The sequence below is a fragment of the Brucella grignonensis genome (assembly GCF_002252505.1).
In the GTDB taxonomy this organism is placed as follows: Bacteria; Pseudomonadota; Alphaproteobacteria; order Rhizobiales; family Rhizobiaceae; genus Brucella; species Brucella grignonensis.
In genome coordinates, this window is the sequence record NZ_NNRL01000147.1 from 130723 (window position 1) to 151911 (window position 21189).

Sequence of the window (21189 nt, forward strand, 5' to 3'; positions counted from 1 at the left end):
AAAGGATCAGCAATGTTCATCGCAATGAATCGCTTCAAGGTTCTCATCGGCAACGAGGCCGATTTCGAGACCATTTGGAGAAATCGCGATTCCCAGCTTTCCGAACTTCCCGGCTTTGAAAGCTTCAATCTGCTGCGCGGCGCGACCAATGAGGAAGAAGGCTATACGCTCTATTCTTCCCACACCGTCTGGCGCAATCGTGATGATTTCGTCTTCTGGACAAAATCTGAACAGTTCCGCAACGCTCACCGCAACGCTGGCAACAACAAGCCTCTCTATGCAGGCCCACCACAGTTCGAGGGATTCGAGGCCGTTGAAGGCGTTTGAGCCACTGTCACGCGGTGTTTTCCACATCATGCGGCGAAATGGCGCACAAATTTAAAGCAGGGCAAAAACTGCCCTGTTTTGCCCCATGTAAAAGCCTAATTAACGTTTAAAGATGGGTGCTTAACTCATATTTAGAATGATTCTAAGTTATTGATTTTTAGAACGTTTCAAAAACATAAAATTTGACAGAACCACCCTTCCCCAGCCATAACCTGACTTAATTTGGTGGGTTTTTAAAGACTTACCCAAGATTACCTTTGATGTTCGGGCCTTTAACCCCTGCGATTGGAGGAACCTTTGTTCGGTTCAACACAGAATTTTGCTAATATCGAAGTAAAAATGAACGCTATGAGCGACATTTTTGACGCAAATAATAGCAACGAACAAAGTGTGATACTCCGCATTGTGAATTTTATACAATCACATAGCATTGCAGATGCTGGAGTATACTTTTCATGCTAGTCTGCAGCTGCAACGTTATTACCGATAAAGACATCGAAGCCGTCGTCATTCAGCTTCTTGATGAAGATTGCTGGCGATTAATTGTTCCTGGCACCGTCTATAACGCCATGTCCAAGAGCGGTCGCTGCTGTGGCTGCTTCCCAAACGTCGTAGAAACGATCATAAGGGTGACTGAAGAATACCATCTTCGTCACAACCAAATGGACGAAAACGTGATCCTGTTCATGGATCGTGTGCGTTCTCTACGAGACAAATTCGGGAGTTCATGGAATGAAAGGCGAACCAAAGGTCATCGAGCGGCTTAACGAGGCACTGTTTCTCGAGCTTGGTGCCGTAAACCAGTACTGGTTGCACTATCGTCTGCTCAACGACTGGGGTTTCACGCGTCTTGCTAAGAAAGAACGTGAAGAATCCATTGAAGAAATGCAGCATGCGGACAAGCTGATTGACCGCATCATCTTCCTTGAAGGCCATCCGAACCTGCAGACGCTTGCGCCACTGCGCATCGGACAGAACGTCAAGGAAGTTCTGGAATGCGATCTTAAAGGCGAATACGACGCTCGCGCATCCTACAAAAAGTCCCGCGAGATCTGCGACGAACTCGGCGACTATGTTTCCAAGCAGCTTTTTGACGAGCTTCTGGCGGATGAGGAAGGTCACATCGACTTCCTCGAAACCCAGCTCGATCTGCTCGCCAAGATTGGCGAAGAACGTTACGGCATGCTCAATGCAGCACCTGCCGACGCAGCCGAATAAGTTCGCTTAAGCGAAACTTTAAGCCGGGGCTTTGCTCCGGCTTTTTTATTTGTTCTGGCTTTCGTAACGGTGTGCGAACACATAGGCTTGTGTTTCAAATTTCCAGAGCATTTCCAGCAAAAGTGCGAAGCGGTTTTGCGTCGGATAATGCAAAAAAAGAGATAGAGCATTTCCAATGATTCAAGAAAAACAGGAAATGCTCTAGCCTATGAAAGTGCTCCATGACCGATACCACCATATCCATTCGCAAAGCCATTGACGCCGATCTTACGGCAATTGTAGTCATGCTTGCGGATGATCCGCTGGGGGCCACGCGCGAGGATAACAGCAGCCCACTGAACCAATGCTACATTGACGCATTCAAAGCCATCGACAGCGATCCCAACCAATTGCTTGCAGTGGTCGAGCGGGATGAGAAAGTAATCGGCTGCCTGCAGCTCAGTTTCATTCCGGGATTATCGCGCAAAGGCATGTGGCGCGGACAGATCGAAAGCGTACGCATCGCCAGTGATGTACGTGGCGACGGCATAGGCAGACAAATGATTGATTGGGCAATTGAGCAATGTCGCAAACGCGACTGCGGTCTGGTGCAACTTACGACCGATAAATCTCGTGCCGATGCGATACGTTTCTACAAGTCTCTCGGCTTTGTTGACAGCCACGAAGGTATGAAATTGTCACTTTAACAAGGGCCAATAGTCCGCTGATTAAAAAAAGGGCGCTTGAAGCGCCCTTTTCTTTTAAATCGATAGCAGCTTATTGCGGCAGCTTGTCGTCAACGCCTGCGACGTAGAAGTTCAGACCAAGCAAGGTCTTGTCATCAGCCTGTTCGCCTTCCTTGAGCCACTCGGAGCCGTCCTGCTTCTTGATCGGGCCGGTAAACGGCTTAAGTTCACCCGACTTGATCTTGGCTTCGGTTTCCTCGGCCATTTTCTTAACATCGTCAGGCATGTTGGTGTAAGGCGCCATCTTCACGAGGCCTTCCTTCATGCCCCACCAGATGTTCTGGGTCTTCCACGAACCGTCAAGAACTGCCTTGGCACGGTCGATATAGTATGGACCCCAATCGTCAACAATGGCCGTCAGCTGGGTTTCAGGACCGAACTTGATCATGTCCGAAGCCTGACCGAAAGCCTTGATGCCGCGCTCATGCGCAACCTGGATTGGTGCAGTGGAGTCCGTATGCTGGGTGAGAATGTCTACACCCTGATCGACGAGAGCCTTGGCCGCATCAGCTTCCTTACCCGGATCGAACCACGAATTGACCCAGATGACCTTGACCTTGAAATCAGGGTTGACCGACTGTGCACCCAGCATGAATGCGTTGATGCCCTGTACGACTTCCGGCACTGGCACTGATGCGATGTAGCCAGCGACACCCTTGGTCGACATCTTGGCTGCAATCTGGCCCTGCACATAGCGGCCTTCATAGAACCGCGCATTGTAGGCCGCCATGTTGTCCGCGGTCTTGTAACCGGTTGCGTGCTCAAACTTCACATCCGGGAACTTGGCAGCGACTTTGAGAGTCGGATCCATGTAACCGAAAGAGGTCGTGAAGATCAGCTTGTTGCCTGCACGCGCCAGACGCTCGATCGAACGTTCAGCATCCGCACCTTCCGGTACGTTTTCGAGGAAAGTCGTTTCAACCTTGTCACCAAGAGCTTCGACCATCTCCTTGCGGGCGGCATCGTGCTGGTACGTCCAGCCGAAGTCCCCCGGAGGTCCGATATAGATGAAGCCGATCTTCAGCTTGTCTTCTGCATGTGCCGCCCCACCAAGCATAAAGCTGGCTGCGGTTGCGATTGCCAACAGCGTCTTTTTCATGTTCCCTGCGCTCCTTTTTTCACCCTCAAAATAAAACGGCAGACCGTGGGAGCCGGACTGCCGTTCAAACTATTATCTGTCTGGCACGAAAGATTTGCCGAGCGACGCAGGTGTGTTCATCATCGTCAAACGCCTGTTGCGCGAGATGATGACCAAAACCACAATGGTCGCGAGATAAGGCAATGCCGACAGAAACTGCGATGGCAAGCCAAAACCGAGTGCTTGCGCGTGCAACTGACCAATTGTAACCGCACCAAACAGATAAGCGCCGATCAGCACGCGCCATGGACGCCATGAGGCAAATACAACCAGCGCAAGCGCGATCCAGCCGCGCCCTGCCGACATGTTCTCGACCCATTGCGGCACATAAACGAGCGAAAGCTGCGCACCGGCAAGCCCGGCACAAGCACCACCAAACAACACTGCGAGATAACGGGTACGCACCACATGCACACCGAGCGCATGTGCCGAGCCATGGCTGTCACCAATGGCACGCAATTGCAGCCCCGCTCTGGTACGAAACAGAAACCACGTCACACCAATAACCAGCAGAATGGAGATATAGAAAATCGGATCCTGACCGAACAGGAAACGGCCGACATAAGGAATCTCGCTGAGATACGGAATGCTGATCGCCTCCAACCGCACACCCGGCATGCCGACAAAGCTCTCGCCGAGCATAGCCGAAGCGCCAATGCCAAGGATAGTCAGTGCCAGACCCGTCGCAACCTGATTGGTCACAAGCGTCAGCGTCAGGAATGCAAAAATGCCTGAAAAGAGACTGCCAACAAAGATAGCAGCGATCATGCCGAGCCAGGCCGATCCGGTATATTGTGCGGCAGCAAAACCCGAAACCGCACCCATCAGCATCATGCCTTCAACGCCGAGGTTCAGCACGCCGGAACGCTCGACGACAAGTTCGCCAATGGCTGCGATCAGCAAGGGCGTTGCAGCCGTTGCAATGGTGAGGAGAATTGCCTGTGTCAGGTCCATTGATCACACCTTCCCTGCTGAGCGGCCCGCTACAAAGCGGATGCGATAATGGATGAGTGTGTCGCAGGCGAGCACGAAGAACAGGATCATGCCCTGAAACACGCGGGCCGATTTTTCCGATATGCCGATGGCAACCTGTGCGGCCTCGCCGCCCAGATAAGACAGCGCAAGCACAAAACCTGCCGCTATGGCCCCAAGTGGATTAAGACGGCCAAGAAAGGCAACGATGATCGCCGTAAAACCGTAGCCGGGTGAAATGACGGGACGAAGCTGACCAATGGCGCCCGATGTTTCCGCAATACCGGCGAGACCCGCAAGCGCACCTGAAACAGCGAAGACAAAGAAAACCAGCTTGCCGGAACTGAAACCAGCAAACCGCCCTGCCCTTGGGCTTTGCCCGATGACCTTGACCTCGAAACCCTTGAGCGTTTTGGCCAGAAGGAACCAGACAGCAATAGCGGCAATGATTGCAAAGATGAAGCCCCAATGGGCACGACCCGATGCGCTCCAGATTTCCGGCAATACTGCACTCGGATTGAACTGGCGTGTTTCCGGAAAATTATAGCCTTCAGGATTGCGCCATGGTCCACGCACCAGCCAGTCAAGGAACAGCTGCGCGACATAGACCAGCATAAGGCTCGTCAGAATTTCATTGGTGTTGAAACGAACCTTGAGCAGCGCCGGAATGGACGCATAGGCGGCACCACCTGCCATGCCCATCAGCATCATCAGCGGCAAAACGATCCAGAGCTGCAATTCAGGAAACATGACCGGCAAAATGGAGCCGGTTATCGCACCGATGATGAACTGACCTTCGGCACCAATATTCCAGTTGTTTGAAAGGAAACAAACGCAGAGGCCTACTGCAATCAGGATAAGCGGCGTCGCCTTGACCAGCAACTCATGCCACGACCAAACATCAAGCAACGGCTCGACGAAAAAGACGTAAAGCGCCTGAAACGGGTCTTTGCCCATCAGTGCAAAAGCGAGGCCACCAAAAACCATCGTAAGCGCCAGCGCCAACAAAGGTGAAACTGCACTGAAGATTTTTGAAGGCTGAGGCCGTTTGACAAGTTCTATCCGCATTATGCTGCCCCTGCCTGATCCGTGCCAGATACACCGCCCATGAGAAGGCCGATCTTTTCCAGCGTCACTTCGGCGATAGGCATGGGATCAGAAAGCGCACCATGGTTCATGACAGCAATACGATCGCTGATTTCAAGCAGTTCATCGAGGTCCTGACTAATGACGAGAACGGCAGAGCCGGAACGCGCCAGATCGAGCAGTGCCTGACGGATATGCGCCGCAGCGCCTGCATCCACGCCCCATGTAGGTTGGTTCACAACCATGACAGTCGGAGAGCGATCGAGTTCACGACCAATAATGAATTTCTGAAGATTACCGCCAGACAATGCAGAGGCTGGCGGGTTTTCAGCGCTTTTGCGCACATCCATCGTTTCAATAATCCGCTTTGCAGCGGAACACAGAGCGCTTTCCGCAATCAGCTTCAGTTTGCCACCGCGCAAAAACGCTTTCGCATCAGTCTTATAACGCGACAGGAAGAGATTATCCGTCAATGGCAAGGATGGTACTGCACCGTGGCCAAGTCGTTCTTCGGGCACGAAGGCTGCGCCCATCAATCGTCTTTCACTGATTCCGAGCCTGCCTGCATCCTTGCCGCGAATGCGTACAGCAGACGCTGACGATTGAAGGACTTCGCCGGACACAGCTTCAAAAAACTCGCCCTGCCCGTTGCCCGCCACACCCGCAATACCGACAACTTCACCCGCTTTTACCGAAAGCGAGATATTGTTGAGAGCGGTCGAAAACGGGCCGCGCGGTGCCTGAGACAGGTTGTTTATTTCAAACAGTGGCGTGACCGCGGTTTCAGTAACGTCAATCGGCTGGCGCGCTACGACCTTAATATCATTGCCAACCATCATGCGTGCGAGCGACGCCGCAGTTTGTTCTCGTGGATCGCAGTGTGCGACCACCTTACCATGACGAAGCACGGTCGCGCGGTCGCAAAGCCGCTTCACCTCTTCAAGGCGATGGCTGATATAAAGGATCGACTTGCCTTCTGATTTCAGGCGCTCCAGCGTCTCGAATAGCCGATCAGCTTCCTGCGGTGTCAGCACCGAGGTCGGTTCATCGAGAATGATCAGATCCGGCTCTTGGAGAAGACAGCGCACAATCTCGATACGCTGACGCTCGCCCACCGAAAGATCGCCAACATGCGCCTGCGGATCAATCGGCAGACCATAGGCATTGCCGATTTCGCGCGCACGTTTCGCCACTTCCGGGAGCGGCAGTGAACCATCAAGAGACAGGGCGATATTCTCGGCAGCAGTCAGCGAGTCAAACAGGGAGAAATGCTGGAAAACCATACCGATGCCCAGCTTTCTTGCCGTACCGGGCTGGGCAATGGTGACGCGCTCACCTTTCCAGACGATTTCGCCTTCCAGCGGCTGCAACGCGCCGAATAGCATTTTAACGAAGGTGGATTTCCCAGCACCATTTTCGCCCAGAAGTGCGTGGATTTCCCCCTCTGCAATGACGAGATCTACCGCGTCGCAGGCTCTAAGTTGACCAAATACTTTGGTGAGCCGGCGGACATCTAGAAGAGGCCGGTCGGATGAAGACGCTGACATTGTTCCCCGAGCTTATTTTTTTACGACCTTATCCAGCAAGACCTCAATTGAAAAGCCAAAAAGAAAACGGCGGTGGACATATGCACACCGCCGATACTCCAAAGCTGAATTTGATACCCATTATGGGAGCAGGATGCTCGCCCCGGTCGTCTTGCGCGCTTCCAGATCTTCGTGCGCTTTGCGCACATCTTTGAGCGCATAAGACTGTTTGATTTCAATCTTGACTGCGCCGCTTGCCACAACGTCAAAGAGATCGTTTGCGGTTCTCTCCAGATCGGGGCGCTTCGCCACGTAGTTGAACAATGTAGGGCGGGTCGCAAAAAGCGATCCCTTCTGCGCAAGAATATTCAGATCGAACGGCGGGATTGCTCCGGAAGACTGGCCGAAACACGCGAACATGCCAAGCGGCTTCAACACATCAAGCGAACCCATATAGGTGTCACGGCCAACCGAGTCATAGACAACATCCACGCCTTCGCCGCCGGTCAGTTCCTTGACACGCTCGACAAAATTTTCCGTACGATAGTTGATGACATGGTCATAGCCGTGCGCCTTGGCTAGCGCGATCTTGTCTTCTGAACCCGCCGTTCCGATGACGGTTGCACCAAGATGCTTGGCCCATTGACCTGCAATAAGGCCAACGCCGCCGGCCGCCGCGTGAAAGAGGATCGTGTTGCCGGGTTTAACAACAAAGGTCTGACGCAGCAGATATTGCGCCGTCATCCCCTTGAGCATCATCGCAGCAGCCGATTTCAGCTCAATCGTTTCCGGCACTATCAATAGACGATTAGCAGGCAGGATACGCTCATCGGCATATGAACCCGGTGTCGCAGCATAGGCAACGCGATCACCGACCTTGATGTCATCGACGCCAGAACCAACAGCAACGACAATACCTGCGCCTTCATTGCCGGGGATGAACGGCATCTGTGCCGCCTTGTAAAGCCCGGTGCGGAAATAGACATCGATGAAGTTCAGGCCAATCGCCTCGTGGCGCACCTTCACCTCACCCGGACCTGGCTCACCAATTTCAATCTGTTCATATTGCAGGACGTCAGGGCCACCCGTCTGATGGACACGAATTGCATTGATCATGATGCTTCTCCAGTCGTTGTCTTCTTGGTGTCCTCAGCAGCAATCACCGCAGCCGTCCGACCAAGATTGGGGAAGAATTGCATGATCGCACCGATGAAGTAGATATAAAGCCCTGTCACAGTGATACCAACACGCACCCAGAGCGGTGCATCCAGCGTGTAATACAAGCCTGCCGCACCGAAAGCGCACCACAGCAGGAAGACAGTCAGGTTCAATGGACGCAGACGCACCACGCGCACAGGATGCAGGAAACTGATCGGCAGGAAAGAGAGGATCGCTGAAGCAACGACGATGGCGAAAGCTTCCCACTCACCGGGTCTGACGATGAAGAGCGTGAACACCACCATATTCCAGACAACCGGAAACCCCTTAAAGAAATTCTCTTTCGTCTTCATTCCCGTGTCAGCGTAGTAAATAGCGCTCGAAACCACGATGATTGCGCCAGATAGAAAGGACAGGTTCGTCCCCATAAAACCGCTTTGATAAAGAGCGAAGGCCGGTATCAAAACGTAGGTCACATAGTCGATGATATTGTCGAGCAACTCGCCGGACCAGTTGGGCAGCACATATTTGACTTCGAGCTTGCGCGCGATTGGACCATCGATACCATCGACGAACAGAGCCAAACCCAACCACCACCACATCGCTGTGTAGCGACCATCGCTCGCCGCAACGATCGACAGAAACGCAAGAAACGAGCCTGATGCCGTGAGAAGATGAACAGAAAATGCCTTTGCCTGCGGCGCTGTCACTTTCTTGGCTTTGAGTTTTCCGGTCAGTCTGGTTTTCACGCCGTTCGCCATTTCTGTTGAAGGCCGCCCTCAATCTTCCAGCGTTCATTCTGCCGGGTGCGGGTCAGCCAATATGACTCTAAGGCTCTGAGCCAAAAAGTCGTGATCTTGCATAAAGCTTTCCCCGAATAAGGCGAAAAGAGCAAGTAAGTCATGAGACAAAACCGCCCTCATTCCACCAAAGATTAGGTTTTAATTAACGCAACATTGGCCTTTTCGACCTATTTGCGTTTAAGTGCGGCTAAATCAAAACGAACAAGAATCGCTTTCGGCCAGCATTTTGGCGAAGGATAGAATACGATGAATGACGTGGTCGTCGACAAGCCCCTCACCGAGATCGTCATCAGTGGCGGTGGACCAGCCGGGATGATGGCGGCACTTGCATTGAGCGCGAAAGGCTATCGGACAGCGTTGCTTGGCCCTGAAACCGACAGAGGCGACCGTCGCACAACCGCACTCATGATGCCTGCAATTCGCTTTCTCGAAGAGATTGGCGTTTGGGACGATATTGCCCTCGAAGCAGCACCTCTCGCCTCTATGCGCATTGTTGATGCAACCCATCGCCTCATCCGCAGTCCGGCGGTTACATTTCGCGCTGGCGAGATTGATGAGGTGGCTTTCGGCTACAACATTCCAAACGCGGCACTCAATCAGAAGCTTGCGGAAGCGGTTGAGAAGAACAGCGCGATTGAGCGCATCACGCTTCCGGCCATCGAATATCGTAACAACGACGATCACGTAACGATCACGCTCAAAGGCGGCGATACGCTCCACACCCGTCTTGTTGTTGCTGCCGATGGCCGCAACTCAGCCGCACGCGAAGCTGCAGGCATTCGCACGCGCCGCTGGAGCTATCCGCAGACAGCTGTCGTGCTGTCGTTCAGCCATACGGTCGATCATGAAAATATCTCGACCGAGTTTCATACCGAAGAAGGGCCGTTCACACAGGTTCCGCTCAAGGGCAAGCGTTCCAGCCTTGTCTGGGTGGTTAATCCAGGACGTGCAGAAACGCTGCTCGCACTTGACGATGAAACGCTTGGTCAACGCATCGAAGAAATGATGCAGTCCATGCTCGGTAAGGTCACTCTGGACATCCGTCCACAGGCATGGCCTCTGTCTGGTCTGGTTCCGCATGCTTTTGCTGCCAAGCGCACGGTGCTGATCGGCGAAGCAGCTCACGTGTTTCCACCCATCGGTGCGCAGGGCCTTAATCTTGGGACACGCGATGTGGAAACGCTTGTGAAGGCCATTGCGAATGATCCATCGGATCCGGGTTCGGATCGTGTTACGCGCGCTTATGATCGCGGCCGCCGCCCAGATATTCTGGCGCGCACGGGATCTGTTGATGCGCTGAACCGGTCGCTACTGTCACCAATGCTACCAGCACAGATTGCACGCGGCGTGGGCCTTGAAATGCTGCGTTCCTTCGCACCGCTCAGAGCGTTCTTCATGCGCGAGGGTCTACGTCCCGGCAGTGGTTTTTCCCAATTTATGCCCAAGCTCCCAAGCCTGATCGAACGCGGGAAAACCTCGGAAAAATAATAAAACACCCCAATAATCGACCCTGAAACCTCCCGCAGCTTTATTTCGGCGCGCGGTGAACTACATATGTCTTATGAGTATGGCACAGATAAAACACGCTAAGTTTCAGATCGGACAGGTGGTCAAGCATCGACTGTTTCCCTTCCGCGGGATCATTTTCGACGTCGATCCGGAATTCGCCAACACGGAAGAATGGTATGAATCCATTCCCGAAGAAGGGCGTCCGCGTCGCGATCAGCCATTCTACCATTTGCTGGCTGAGAATTCAGAGTCGGAATATGTGGCTTATGTCTCGGAACAGAACCTTGTTCCCGATCTCAGCGACGAACCACTTCGCCATCCACAGCTCAACGATATGTTTGAGCGTCTGGAGAACGGATCATATCGCGTAAAACTGCACACAAACTGAGTTTTACGGGTTCTTTCATTGAATAGTGCAACAAAAAAGGGCGCTTTAAAGCGCCCTTTTGAATTCCATGCATCAGAACAGCTTAGTTAGCTGCACCCTTTGCCTTGGCCTGTTCAGCCTTCATCTTTTCTTCGAATTCCTTCTGGCGCTTTGCAACAGCGTCCTGAAGTTCCTTCTGACGTTCTTCAAGTTCAGACTGCTTCAGGCCCGGGCCGGTAAGAGCTGCCGAGAAGCCGGTCAGTGCAACTGGAATCGGATTCTGCTTGTTCTGGTAGTTGACCGAAGTCAGAGTTACCTTGCTGCCCTTCTTGAGAGCATTGATCAGATCGTCGGAAAGCGGAGCTTCCGCAATGCAGCGATCTGGGAAGCAGATGCCGTATTCAAGTTTGGTTGGCTTGTTGTTGTCGATCTGCAAACCAACGCCAGCAGGGATCAAACGGCCAATCGGCACAGTGACCTGAAAAATCTTGCGATTGATCTTGCCCTTGATTTCGATGAGGTTGACGGCGGTCAACAGCTGGCCGGAGTCAGCAGTGACAATGTTCTGCGTATTGCAGATATCGTTATCTTCCTGCTTCGAGCAAACCTTGAACCAGCCTTGTGGCGGCTGCTGCTGTGCGGCTGCAGGCATCGTCGCAGAGGCAAGCAGGGCGAACGCGCCAGCAAATGCAGATGCGGCAGCGATTGTCTTCGTGCTGGTCATGATCAACAGTTTCCTTCCAAGGCTTTGATCTTCCGGTCTCTGGTTTGAGTCAGCGATAGACCGTCACTGATTTGAAAATGCGGCAACAGCGTGACCTCAGGGACTTATCATCCCAATCCGAGGGCCGTGTTACAACGACTTCTCGCATGAATCCAGATGGTCGACTGCATTCAGACAGCAAAATACGCCATATTTTTTGTTTTAATCTGCACTGTCGCGCGCCAGACACGCTCTTAATCCGCACAAACGCAAGGTTCATGCTAATTTCGCCACACGAATCGATACTAAGCTCACACTTATTTACAATGGACCTATCAAGTTGAACGGGGACGCGAGAAAGTTGACTGGATTGTTTGCTCTTTTCCGCAACACAGCTTTGGCAAGCCTGATTGGCATCTTTGCGAGCATTGCTTCAGCACAAGCGGAAAATAACGCTTCGCCCAATTATGCGCTTTCAATGCATGGCGACGTGGCCCTGCCCGCTGACTTTACGCATTTTCCTTATGCGAACCCGGATGCGCCCAAAGGCGGTGCGCTTAAAATGGGTGTGGTTGGTACATTTGATAGCCTCAATCCTTTTGTGCTCAAAAGTATGCGCACGACGGCCCGTGGTTTGTTCGGCGATCTCGACTTTGGCAATCTGCTCTATGAAACGCTCATGCAGCGCTCACGCGACGAGCCGTTCACGCTTTATGGACTGCTTGCCGAAAAAGTTGCCGTCGATCCAGAACGCAAATGGGTGGAATTTACGCTTAACCCGAAGGCCAAATGGTCCGACGGTGAGCCTGTCACCGTGGACGATGTCATCTTCACCTATGACATTCTGACCGAGAAAGGTCGCCCACCATACAACAATCGTATGAGCCGGATTGAAAAGATCGAGAAGACCGGTGAACGTTCGGTGCGCTTTGTCTTCAATGACAAGTCAGACCGCGAATTCCCGCTGCTGATTGCCGCAACCATGCCGGTACTTCCCAAACATGCAATTGATCCTGCGACTTTCGCCAATTCGACGCTTAAAGCGCCGGTCGGCAGCGGTCCTTATACCGTATCTGGCATACAGCCAGGCCAGCGCATCGTTTATAAACTGAACCCTGACTATTGGGGCAAGGACCTACCCGTTCGACGCGGCTTCGATAATTTCGAAACCCTGAGCATCGAATATTATCGAAACGAAACTGTCTTGTTTGAGTCCTTCAAGAAAGGACTGCTTGATGTATTTCTTGAAGGCAACCCGACACGCTGGGAAAAATTCTATGATTTCCCGGCAGTGACACAGGGAAAGGTCATCAAAGAGAACTTCGAGAAAGGCACACCAGCAAACATGCTGGGCTTTGTCTTCAACACACGGCGTCCGGTTTTCGAGGATCGCCGGGTGAGACAGGCGCTCGGACTGCTGTTTGATTTTGAATGGGCCAATCGCAATCTCTTTGCTGATCAGTACAACCGTTTGCAAAGCTTCTGGGAAGGCTCAGAGCTGTCATCCGTTGGCAAGCCTGCAAGCGCGCGCGAACGTGAGTTGCTGCAGCCGTTCCCCAATGCCGTTCGAAAGGACGTTCTGGACGGAACGTGGCACCCATCGACCACAGACGGGAGTGGTCATGATCGCGGACCGGCAAAGGCAGCCTACGAGCTTCTGATTGAGGCGGGTTTCTCTTTCGAGCAAGGCAAAGCGATCGATCCATCCGGCAAGCCTTTGCAATTTGAGATCATGACACGCTCAGCAGACGAGGAAAAAGTAGCGCTTGCCTATAAGCGCAATCTCGGGCGCCTTGGTATCAACGCCGAAATTCGCAGTGCAGACGATGCACAATATCAGCAGCGCCTGCAGACCTTTGATTATGACATGATCCTTGGCGCTTTGACTGGCTCGCTATCACCGGGCAACGAACAATGGCAGCGCTGGGGCTCAGCATCGCGCGAAGCTCAGGGCAGCTTCAATTATCCCGGCGTTGCCGATCCGGCGGTGGATGCCATGATCGAAGCAATGCTTGCGGCACGCAAACGTGAGGATTTCGTCAGCGCTGTACGCGCCCTCGACCGCATTCTCATATCCGGTGACTATTATATCCCGCTCTATTATCTGCCTTATCAGTGGGTAGCGCGCTGGGATCGGATCGGACATCCGGAAAAAACATCGCTGTATGGCTATCAGCTTCCCACATGGTGGCAGGTCGCCAAATAGCTTTAGTTGATAAGGCCGTAATTCACACTACATTTTAGAACTATAGAGATAAGCGAGCAGGAGAATACGTCTCCTGCTCGTCGAACGGAGCACCTTTATGACCGCAAGAAAAATCACCATCGATGTTGTTTCAGATGTCGTCTGCCCATGGTGCTTCCTTGGCCGCAAAAGGCTGGAACAGGCCCTTGCGCTGGCGCCGGAAATCGATGCCGAGGTCCGCTGGCGTCCTTATCAGCTTGACCCGTCTTTGCCAGCACAAGGCAAGGATCGTCAGGCCTATATGCGCGAAAAATTCGGCACAGGCTCGAAGATTGACGACATTCATAAGCAACTCACTGAGCTTGGCGAAGAGAACGATATCGTCTTCGATTTCGAGGCTATCACGCGGGCACCGAACACGCTTGATGCACATCGTCTGATCCATTGGGCCGCACAAGCTGGTCCGGGAAAGCAGGATAAGCTCGTCGGCACGTTGTTCTCGCTCTATTTCGAGCAGGGACAGGATATCGGCGACCATGACGTGCTCGTTGATGCCGCAGCAAGCATCGGCATGGAAGCGCCAGTCGTCGCCCGGCTTCTGCAAACGGATGCCGATAAGGCTACGATCCGTGAGGAAATCGACACCGCCAATCGTATCGGTGTGCGCGGCGTGCCCTGCTTCATTATCGATCAGAAATATGCCGTCATGGGCGCGCAGTCAGCGGCTGTTCTGGCTGATGCAATTCAGCAGACCGCGGAAGGCTTTGAACCAGGAATTTCTGAAGATCGCTGAAAACAGAACTATACAACAAAAAGCCCGCGCTCCATCCGGATGCGCGGGCTTTTTGCTTAAGTATCAAGTAAATACTTACATGCTTTCGTCGGATACGCGAACCAGAGTCCAGCATGGCTGCTTGGCAAATTCGAACTCCATGTATTCGCCATTGTCGGTGCCTTTGATAACGACAATCTTGTTACCATTCTCACCATCTTTGTACTCAGCCTGCCGTTTTCTTCCGGCCAGCGTTTCCACATCTGGCATCACCGGCCATTCAACGTCAGCAAGAGGAACTTGCCTGCTGACCTTCTTCGGCTCTGGGTCGGCTTCCATATCCATGCTCTCAAAGATGACTGTCTTTGCGGTAGAAGCTTCCTGAATCGCGATATCGTGGCTGAAATTCTTAACGAAATGCTCAATCTCCTGAGCCTTGCAATTAGGCGTAGTCAGAGCAAAAGCCGATTGAGAAACCAATACGAGTGCGGCAGCAGCGCAGGAAACGCGCAAAGCATTCTTAAGCATCAAAGTTTTCTCCGTTTTAAACTTCAGAGCCGGGGGATTGGCTCCGAACACTCAATGTTCAATCTCTGTGTATCTCAGCCACTAGCCGCGATTTTTGCAAGCTGAGTCATGATAACTGCCGAGCCGTTAAGCCGCTTTTCCGGGGTTGCCCAGTCGCGAATGAAAACGATGCTTTGGTCCGGTCTGATCTTGGCCATGGAGCCCTGCTCGCCGATCATCTTCACCAGCCCAACCGGGTTTGCAAAGGTTGCATTGCGGAACTGGATAACCACGCCCTTCGGACCGGCATCGAGCTTTTCGACATTGGCGCGACGGCACAGCGCCTTGATATAAACGATCTTGAGCAAGTGCTGCACTTCTTCCGGCATCGAGCCGAAACGATCGATCAGTTCCGCGCCGAAGGCGTCGATATCCTGCGGTTCTTCGAGATCGGCCAGACGACGATAGAGCCCAAGACGCAATTGCAGATCCGGCACATAGGCTTCCGGGATCATGACAGCTGTACCAATCGCAATCTGTGGCGACCACTGGCTGTCTTCAACCTCAATTGTGCCCTTGAGCGTCGCGACCGCCTCTTCCAGCATCTGTTGATACAGTTCGAAGCCGACTTCCTTGATGTGACCCGACTGCTCTTCGCCGAGCAGATTGCCCGCACCGCGAATATCCATGTCGTGGCTGGCAAGCTGGAAGCCTGCGCCAAGTGTATCGAGCGATTGCAGAACCTTAAGGCGACGTTCGGCAGTGGCGGTCAGTGTGCGTCCGGCAGGGAGTGTGAACAATGCAAATGCACGCTGCTTGGAGCGACCAACACGTCCGCGCAACTGATAAAGCTGCGACAGACCGAACATATCCGCACGATGCACGATCATCGTATTGGCCGTCGGAATATCAAGGCCGGATTCAACGATGGTCGTGGAGAGCAGCACATCATATTGCCCGTCATAGAAGGCATTCATAATGTCGTCGAGCATGCCCGGAGCCATCTGGCCATGAGCTACGGCAATTTTCAGCTCTGGGACATGCTCTTTGAGGAACTCCTCAATCTCCGTGAGATCGGCAATACGCGGGCAAACATAAAAACTCTGGCCGCCGCGATAGCGTTCGCGCAGCAATGTTTCACGGATTACAAGCGGATCGAAAGGGGAGACGAAAGTGCGCACGGCCATACGATCCACGGGCGGCGTCGTGATCAGCGAAAGCTCGCGCACACCTGTCAGAGCCAGCTGCAATGTGCGCGGGATTGGCGTTGCTGAAAGTGTCAGCACATGAATGTCCGACTTCAGTTCCTTCAGCCGTTCCTTGTGCTTAACCCCAAAATGCTGTTCCTCATCGATGATAAGCAAGCCAAGATTTTTGATCTTGATCGAATTGCCGAGCAGTGCATGAGTGCCCACAACAATATCGACGGTGCCGTCTTCTAGCCCCTTTTTGGTCGCCGCCAGCTCTTTTGTGCCCACAAGGCGTGAAGCGTGAGCCACATTGACCGGCAAACCATGGAAACGCGCGGAGAAAGTCTTGAAATGCTGGCGTGACAGAAGTGTCGTTGGCACGACCACCGCCACCTGAAAACCGCTCAAGGCAGCAACAAAAGCTGCGCGCAGTGCCACTTCCGTTTTGCCAAAACCGACGTCACCGCAGATCAGGCGATCCATCGGCTTGCCTGCCGCAAGATCATCCGTGATGGCATCAATCGCACGCAGCTGATCTTCGGTTTCATCATAAGGGAAGCGCGCGGCAAATTCGGCATAAAGCCCGTCGGGCGGTGTCATGGACGGCGCGCCGCGCATCTGCCGTTCAGCGGCAATCTGGATCAGATGCCCCGCAATCTCCAGCAAGCGCTTCTTGAGTTTGGCCTTGCGCATCTGCCATGCGCCGCCGCCAAGCTTATCAAGAACAGCTTCAGACCCTTCCGAGCCGAAGCGAGAAAGCAACTCAATATTTTCAACCGGCAGGAACAGACGATCATCGCCTGCGTAATGTATCTCCAGACAATCATGCGGCGCACCCGCCGCCGTGATCGTCTTAAGACCAATAAACCGCCCGATACCGTGATCGACGTGGACGACGATATCGCCCGCTGAGAGCGACGCCACTTCGGAAATGAAATCCTGATCGCGTTTGCGGCGCTTGGTGCGACGCACGAGACGGTCACCAAGAATATCCTGTTCGGCAACGACGACCAGATCGCCTGCATCAAAGCCGCTTTCGACCGCAAGAACGGCTGCTGTGATCTTGTCACGCGAAAGCGCCTTGACTGTCGAAAGGCGATCAACAGTTTCGATTTTCTCAAGGCCGTGCTCATCCAGCACCTGCAAGAGACGGTCGAGCGAGCCTTCAGACCATGCAGCAACCAGTACTTTTTTGCCAGCCCCGCGCAGATCGGCGATGTATTTCACCACCGCTTCAAAAAGGTTCACATCGGTCGCGGCACGTTCTTCCGCAAAGCTACGGCCCTTGTGCACATCGGCATGAACGACCGTCCGACCGGAGACTTCTGGTGTGCCAAATGGCGTAAGATCGATACGCAGACCCGTCGACGCGGCAACCGCTTCAACTTCCCTTGGTGTCAGATAAAGCGCTTCCGGCTTGACCGGCTTATAGGGAATGGCATCGCTGCCCGGCTCTTTACCTTCAGCCTGCCTGAGACGTGCCTCATAATGATCGACGACCATTGTATGGCGTTCGGTCAGCGCCTCATGCACCAGATGATCGAACACCACCGGCATATCGCCCGCATGGTCGAACACTGTTTCAAGATTGTCGTAGAACAGTGGCAGCCAGTGTTCCATACCGGCAAAGCGACGGCCTTCACTGATTGCCTGATACAGCGCATCATCGCGTTGTGGTGCGCCAAACATCGCCACATAGTTTTTGCGGAAGCGGCTGATCATATCCGGCGAAAGCGAAATTTCGCTCATTGGCTGGAGTACGAATTCCTTGCGCGCGCCTGTGGTGCGTTGTGACGCCGGATCAAAAGCACGGATTGTTTCCAGCGTATCGCCAAAGAAATCAAGACGCAGCGGTTCTTCTGAACCCGGCGCATAAAGATCAAGAATGCCCCCACGAACCGCATATTCGCCGATGTCACGTACAGTCGAGACACGCTCAAAACCGTTGCGTTCCAGCCGCACACCCAGATCATTCATATTGAGCTGGTTGCCGGGACGCGCCGAAATTACCTGCTCGGCAATTGCTGCCTGTGGCGGCAGCTTTTGCAAAATGGCATTCGCCGTTGTGATGATAACAGCTGGATGCGGCGACTTCTTCAGCGAAGCCAATGCGGCCAGTGCCGCAAGTCTGCGCGCCGATGCATCTGCTCCCGGCGACACGCGATCATAGGGCAGACAGTCCCAGGCCGGCAGATGCAGAACCGGCAGATCGGGCGAAACGAAATTCAGCACCTGCTCCAAATCGGCAATGCGCTGACCATCGCGGACGACATACAGAACAGGCCCGCGCTCACCGATCTCCTCGACCAGACGCGCAAGACAAAAGGCTTCGAAACCATCGGCAACGCCGTCGATTACGATATGCTTGCTGTTTTTGACGCCTGGACTGGTTTTAAGACCGAGTTTGCTGAATACGGGCATGGGACTTATTCTCAGAATTCTATGCGATCGCGGAAAGCGATAATGTCTCGAAACAAAGGTGTATCATATTCCTGTGGTGTTTCGCTTTCGCCTGTCACCCATTTCAGAAGATCGCGATCAAGAACTTCAAGAATCTGCTCAAACTCATCAAGCTGTGCATCGGTGAAGGCTGGGAGATACTGATCGGCATATTGCCCTAGGATCAGATCCATCTCGCGCATACCGCGATGCCAGGCGCGAAACAGAAGCTTGCGACGCCTTACATCAAGATTTTCTGCCGCAAGTGTGCTGCCAGTCATTGTTTGAGCGCTCCATTAACAAAATATGCTGCCGGTATATAGCATCTACGGCGCAAGTGGGAACCCATTTAGGCAACAAGAACAAAAATAGTACAAAATCATTTCAAAGGCTTGCGCAGAAAAGCAAAGCAGTTAATGCTCGCCGCCATGCGTCCGTCTGTGCTTGATCCGTTTTTCGCTTCCGTCCGCTCGCTTTCCGGCATTGGCCCGAAAGTGGCTGCCTTGCTTGGTAAACTTTTGGGCACTGATATTCCCGGTGCGGAGCCGAGAGTTGGCCAGCTTCTCTTTCTGCCACCGCATAGTGTGATCGACCGGCGCAACCGTCCCGGCGTCGCTTTTGCGCAGGAAGGCGCGATCGTTACACTGGAAGTGATGATCGATCAGCATCAGCCTGCCCCGCGTGGGAGAGGCAACGTTCCGCATCGCGTCATTGCCCATGACGATACCGGTGAAATCATTCTCACCTTCTTTCATGCGCAATTGCCATGGCTTGAAAAGATGTTGCCCGAAGGCGAAACCGTCATCGTTTCCGGCAAGGTCGAATGGTTCAACGGACGCGCCTCGATGGTGCATCCCGATTATATTGCGAGCCTCGAAGATGCGGCTAATCTGCCGATGGTTGAGCCAGTCTATCCGCTGACGGCTGGCCTTTCGTCCAAGACCCTTGGCCGCGCAATGAAAGAAGCGCTGACCCGCGTGCCGGTGCTACCCGAATGGATAGACGGGCCGCTGATCACGCGTGAGCGTTTTGCTTCATTCAAAGATGCGCTCGATACAATGCATCTGCCGGAAGACCCGAGCGATATTGCACTTGAAAGCATCACGCGTCGCAGGCTTGCTTATGACGAGTTTCTAGCTGGTCAACTGGCTTTGGCGCTGGTGCGCGCCAAAACGCGCCGCCTTTCGGGTCGTCCACTGGAAGGCAATGGACGTATTGTTGCAGAAATCATGCGCCACCTGCCTTATCAACTGACCAAGGGGCAGGATCAGGCGGTGCGCGAAATCATCGCCGATCTTAAATCACCGGATCGAATGCTGCGGCTTTTGCAGGGCGACGTGGGCTCCGGCAAGACGGTCGTGGGCCTGCTTTCTATGGCACATGCAGCTGAGTCTGGAGGGCAATCGGCCCTTATGGCGCCGACAGAAGTTCTGGCGCGACAGCATTTTGCAACGATTGCACCTCTGGCTGAAAAAGTCGGTCTGAAAGTGGCTCTTCTCACAGGTCGCGATAAGGGCAAAGAGCGTAATGCTATTCTTGACGGCCTGAAAAGCGGTGACATCGATATCATCATCGGCACGCATGCTCTTTTTCAGGAGAAGGTCGAATATCACGATCTGGTCTTCGTTATCATCGATGAACAACATCGTTTCGGTGTGCATCAGCGTCTGATGCTGACCGCCAAGGGCACTGCTCCCGATATGCTGGTCATGACAGCAACACCCATCCCACGCACGCTCGTGTTGACGGCCTTTGGCGATATGGATGTTTCCAAGCTCACAGAAAAGCCAGCCGGACGTCAAAAGATCACCACGGCAATTCTGCCCATGGAGCGGATGAACGAACTCGTTGAGCGCATCCATAAAGCGGTGAGCGAAGGACAGAAGATCTACTGGATCTGCCCATTGGTGGAAGAATCAGAACTCGTTGAACTGACCTCCGCCGAGGAACGATTTGAATCGCTCAAACCTGTTTTTGGCAACAAGATCGGGCTCATTCACGGTCGCATGAATGGCGCGGAAAAAGATGAAGCCATGCGCGCCTTTAAGCAGGGCGAAACACGGCTTCTGGTGGCAACGACCGTCATTGAAGTCGGCGTCGACGTGCCGGATGCAACGATCATCGTCATCGAACATGCCGAGCGTTTCGGTCTCTCGCAATTGCATCAGTTACGTGGACGCGTTGGCCGTGGCGACAAGCCTTCCACTTGCCTGCTGCTCTATAAAGGCCCGTTGGGAGAAATCGGTCAGGCACGTCTTAAGGTGATGCGCGAAACGGAAGATGGCTTTCGTATTGCCGAAGAAGATTTGAAGCTACGCGGCGAAGGCGAACTGCTCGGCACAAGACAATCCGGCACGCCAGGTTTTCGGCTTGCTTCCATTGAAGCTCATGGCGATCTTCTGGAAATAGCGCGCAAAGATGCCCGTTATATTCTGGCAAGCGACCCGGATCTTGAAGGCGAACGCGGGCAAGCGCTGCGCGTGCTTCTCTATCTTTTCGGTCGCGATGAAGCGATCCGCCTGCTTCGAGCAGGATAATGGAAACAGAAATGGCCGCATTGCTGC

19 protein-coding genes are annotated in these 21189 nt (G+C 53.4%); 9 read left to right on the forward strand and 10 right to left on the reverse strand.

Translation table 11 applies throughout. The features are described from left to right. Nucleotides 1-12: 12 nt before the first annotated feature. From CEV33_RS02980 to CEV33_RS02995, 4 genes are all read left to right on the forward strand, one after another. Entirely contained in the window at nucleotides 13-327 is a 315-nt protein-coding gene (locus CEV33_RS02980; RefSeq protein WP_094538968.1) for an antibiotic biosynthesis monooxygenase family protein, read from the forward strand. Nucleotides 328-782: 455 nt separating this feature from the next. Next, on the forward strand, nucleotides 783-1094 hold the full coding sequence (locus CEV33_RS02985) for a (2Fe-2S)-binding protein (RefSeq protein WP_094538969.1): 312 nt from the start codon (nucleotides 783-785) through the stop codon (nucleotides 1092-1094). Beyond that, nucleotides 1060-1545, forward strand: a complete 486-nt coding sequence (gene bfr, locus CEV33_RS02990) for a bacterioferritin (RefSeq protein WP_024900271.1) — start codon at nucleotides 1060-1062, stop codon at nucleotides 1543-1545. The genes CEV33_RS02985 and bfr overlap by 35 nt, the downstream gene beginning before the upstream one ends. 221 nt (nucleotides 1546-1766) lie before the next feature. After that, nucleotides 1767-2231, forward strand: a complete 465-nt coding sequence (locus CEV33_RS02995) for a GNAT family N-acetyltransferase (RefSeq protein ID WP_094538970.1) — start codon at nucleotides 1767-1769, stop codon at nucleotides 2229-2231. Nucleotides 2232-2301: 70 nt separating this feature from the next. Here CEV33_RS02995 and CEV33_RS03000 read toward each other — a convergent pair whose 3' ends face one another. The 6 genes from CEV33_RS03000 to pcsA all read right to left on the reverse strand — a co-directional run bounded on the left by CEV33_RS03000 (nucleotide 2302) and on the right by pcsA (nucleotide 8911). Next, nucleotides 2302-3369: a BMP family ABC transporter substrate-binding protein gene (locus CEV33_RS03000; RefSeq protein WP_094538971.1), complete on the reverse strand. Its 1068-nt coding sequence runs from the start codon at nucleotides 3367-3369 to the stop codon at nucleotides 2302-2304. Nucleotides 3370-3441: 72 nt separating this feature from the next. Continuing rightward, a complete protein-coding gene (locus CEV33_RS03005) occupies nucleotides 3442-4362 on the reverse strand; it encodes an ABC transporter permease (RefSeq protein ID WP_094538972.1) in 921 nt (306 codons plus the stop codon). Between the two features lie 3 nt (nucleotides 4363-4365). After that, nucleotides 4366-5448, reverse strand: coding sequence for an ABC transporter permease (locus CEV33_RS03010; protein WP_094538973.1), 1083 nt, complete (start codon nucleotides 5446-5448; stop codon nucleotides 4366-4368). Next, on the reverse strand, nucleotides 5448-7013 hold the full coding sequence (locus CEV33_RS03015) for an ABC transporter ATP-binding protein (RefSeq protein ID WP_094538974.1): 1566 nt from the start codon (nucleotides 7011-7013) through the stop codon (nucleotides 5448-5450). Before CEV33_RS03015 ends, CEV33_RS03010 begins: the two co-directional genes overlap by 1 nt. 120 nt (nucleotides 7014-7133) lie before the next feature. Next, a complete protein-coding gene (locus CEV33_RS03020; protein ID WP_094538975.1) occupies nucleotides 7134-8108 on the reverse strand; it encodes a quinone oxidoreductase family protein in 975 nt (324 codons plus the stop codon). Next, nucleotides 8105-8911, reverse strand: coding sequence for a phosphatidylcholine synthase (gene pcsA / locus CEV33_RS03025; protein ID WP_094538976.1), 807 nt, complete (start codon nucleotides 8909-8911; stop codon nucleotides 8105-8107). Before pcsA ends, CEV33_RS03020 begins: the two co-directional genes overlap by 4 nt. A 288-nt stretch (nucleotides 8912-9199) precedes the next feature. Here pcsA and CEV33_RS03030 point away from each other — a divergent pair, with 288 nt between their 5' ends. Both CEV33_RS03030 and hspQ read left to right on the forward strand, forming a co-directional pair. Further along, nucleotides 9200-10441: a UbiH/UbiF family hydroxylase gene (locus CEV33_RS03030; RefSeq protein WP_094538977.1), complete on the forward strand. Its 1242-nt coding sequence runs from the start codon at nucleotides 9200-9202 to the stop codon at nucleotides 10439-10441. Nucleotides 10442-10514: 73 nt separating this feature from the next. Then, the gene (gene hspQ, locus CEV33_RS03035) at nucleotides 10515-10850 is read left to right on the forward strand and encodes a heat shock protein HspQ (protein WP_094538978.1); all 336 of its coding nucleotides are present in this window, start codon (nucleotides 10515-10517) and stop codon (nucleotides 10848-10850) included. A gap of 82 nt (nucleotides 10851-10932) precedes the next feature. Here the strand turns inward: hspQ and CEV33_RS03040 are convergent, their stop codons facing one another. Continuing rightward, nucleotides 10933-11553 (reverse strand): invasion associated locus B family protein, encoded by a 621-nt coding sequence (locus tag CEV33_RS03040; protein ID WP_094538979.1) that lies wholly within the window; start codon nucleotides 11551-11553, stop codon nucleotides 10933-10935. A 457-nt stretch (nucleotides 11554-12010) separates the two neighbouring features. On the opposite strand from CEV33_RS03040, the gene CEV33_RS03045 reads away from it, so the two are divergent. Continuing rightward, complete coding sequence (locus CEV33_RS03045) at nucleotides 12011-13738, forward strand: extracellular solute-binding protein (protein ID WP_094539001.1); 1728 nt, start codon at nucleotides 12011-12013, stop codon at nucleotides 13736-13738. A 97-nt stretch (nucleotides 13739-13835) separates the two neighbouring features. Continuing rightward, nucleotides 13836-14510 (forward strand): DsbA family oxidoreductase, encoded by a 675-nt coding sequence (locus CEV33_RS03050; protein WP_094538980.1) that lies wholly within the window; start codon nucleotides 13836-13838, stop codon nucleotides 14508-14510. 75 nt (nucleotides 14511-14585) lie between these two features. Here CEV33_RS03050 and CEV33_RS03055 read toward each other — a convergent pair whose 3' ends face one another. From CEV33_RS03055 to CEV33_RS03065, 3 genes are all read right to left on the reverse strand, one after another. Continuing rightward, complete coding sequence (locus CEV33_RS03055) at nucleotides 14586-15017, reverse strand: hypothetical protein (protein WP_094538981.1); 432 nt, start codon at nucleotides 15015-15017, stop codon at nucleotides 14586-14588. A gap of 74 nt (nucleotides 15018-15091) precedes the next feature. Continuing rightward, nucleotides 15092-18607, reverse strand: a complete 3516-nt coding sequence (gene mfd / locus CEV33_RS03060) for a transcription-repair coupling factor (protein WP_094538982.1) — start codon at nucleotides 18605-18607, stop codon at nucleotides 15092-15094. A gap of 11 nt (nucleotides 18608-18618) precedes the next feature. Then, complete coding sequence (locus tag CEV33_RS03065) at nucleotides 18619-18906, reverse strand: FAD assembly factor SdhE (RefSeq protein WP_094538983.1); 288 nt, start codon at nucleotides 18904-18906, stop codon at nucleotides 18619-18621. Nucleotides 18907-19041: 135 nt separating this feature from the next. On the opposite strand from CEV33_RS03065, the gene recG reads away from it, so the two are divergent. Next, a complete protein-coding gene (recG, locus tag CEV33_RS03070; protein ID WP_208620151.1) occupies nucleotides 19042-21162 on the forward strand; it encodes an ATP-dependent DNA helicase RecG in 2121 nt (706 codons plus the stop codon). The last annotated feature ends 27 nt before the right edge of the window (nucleotides 21163-21189 follow it).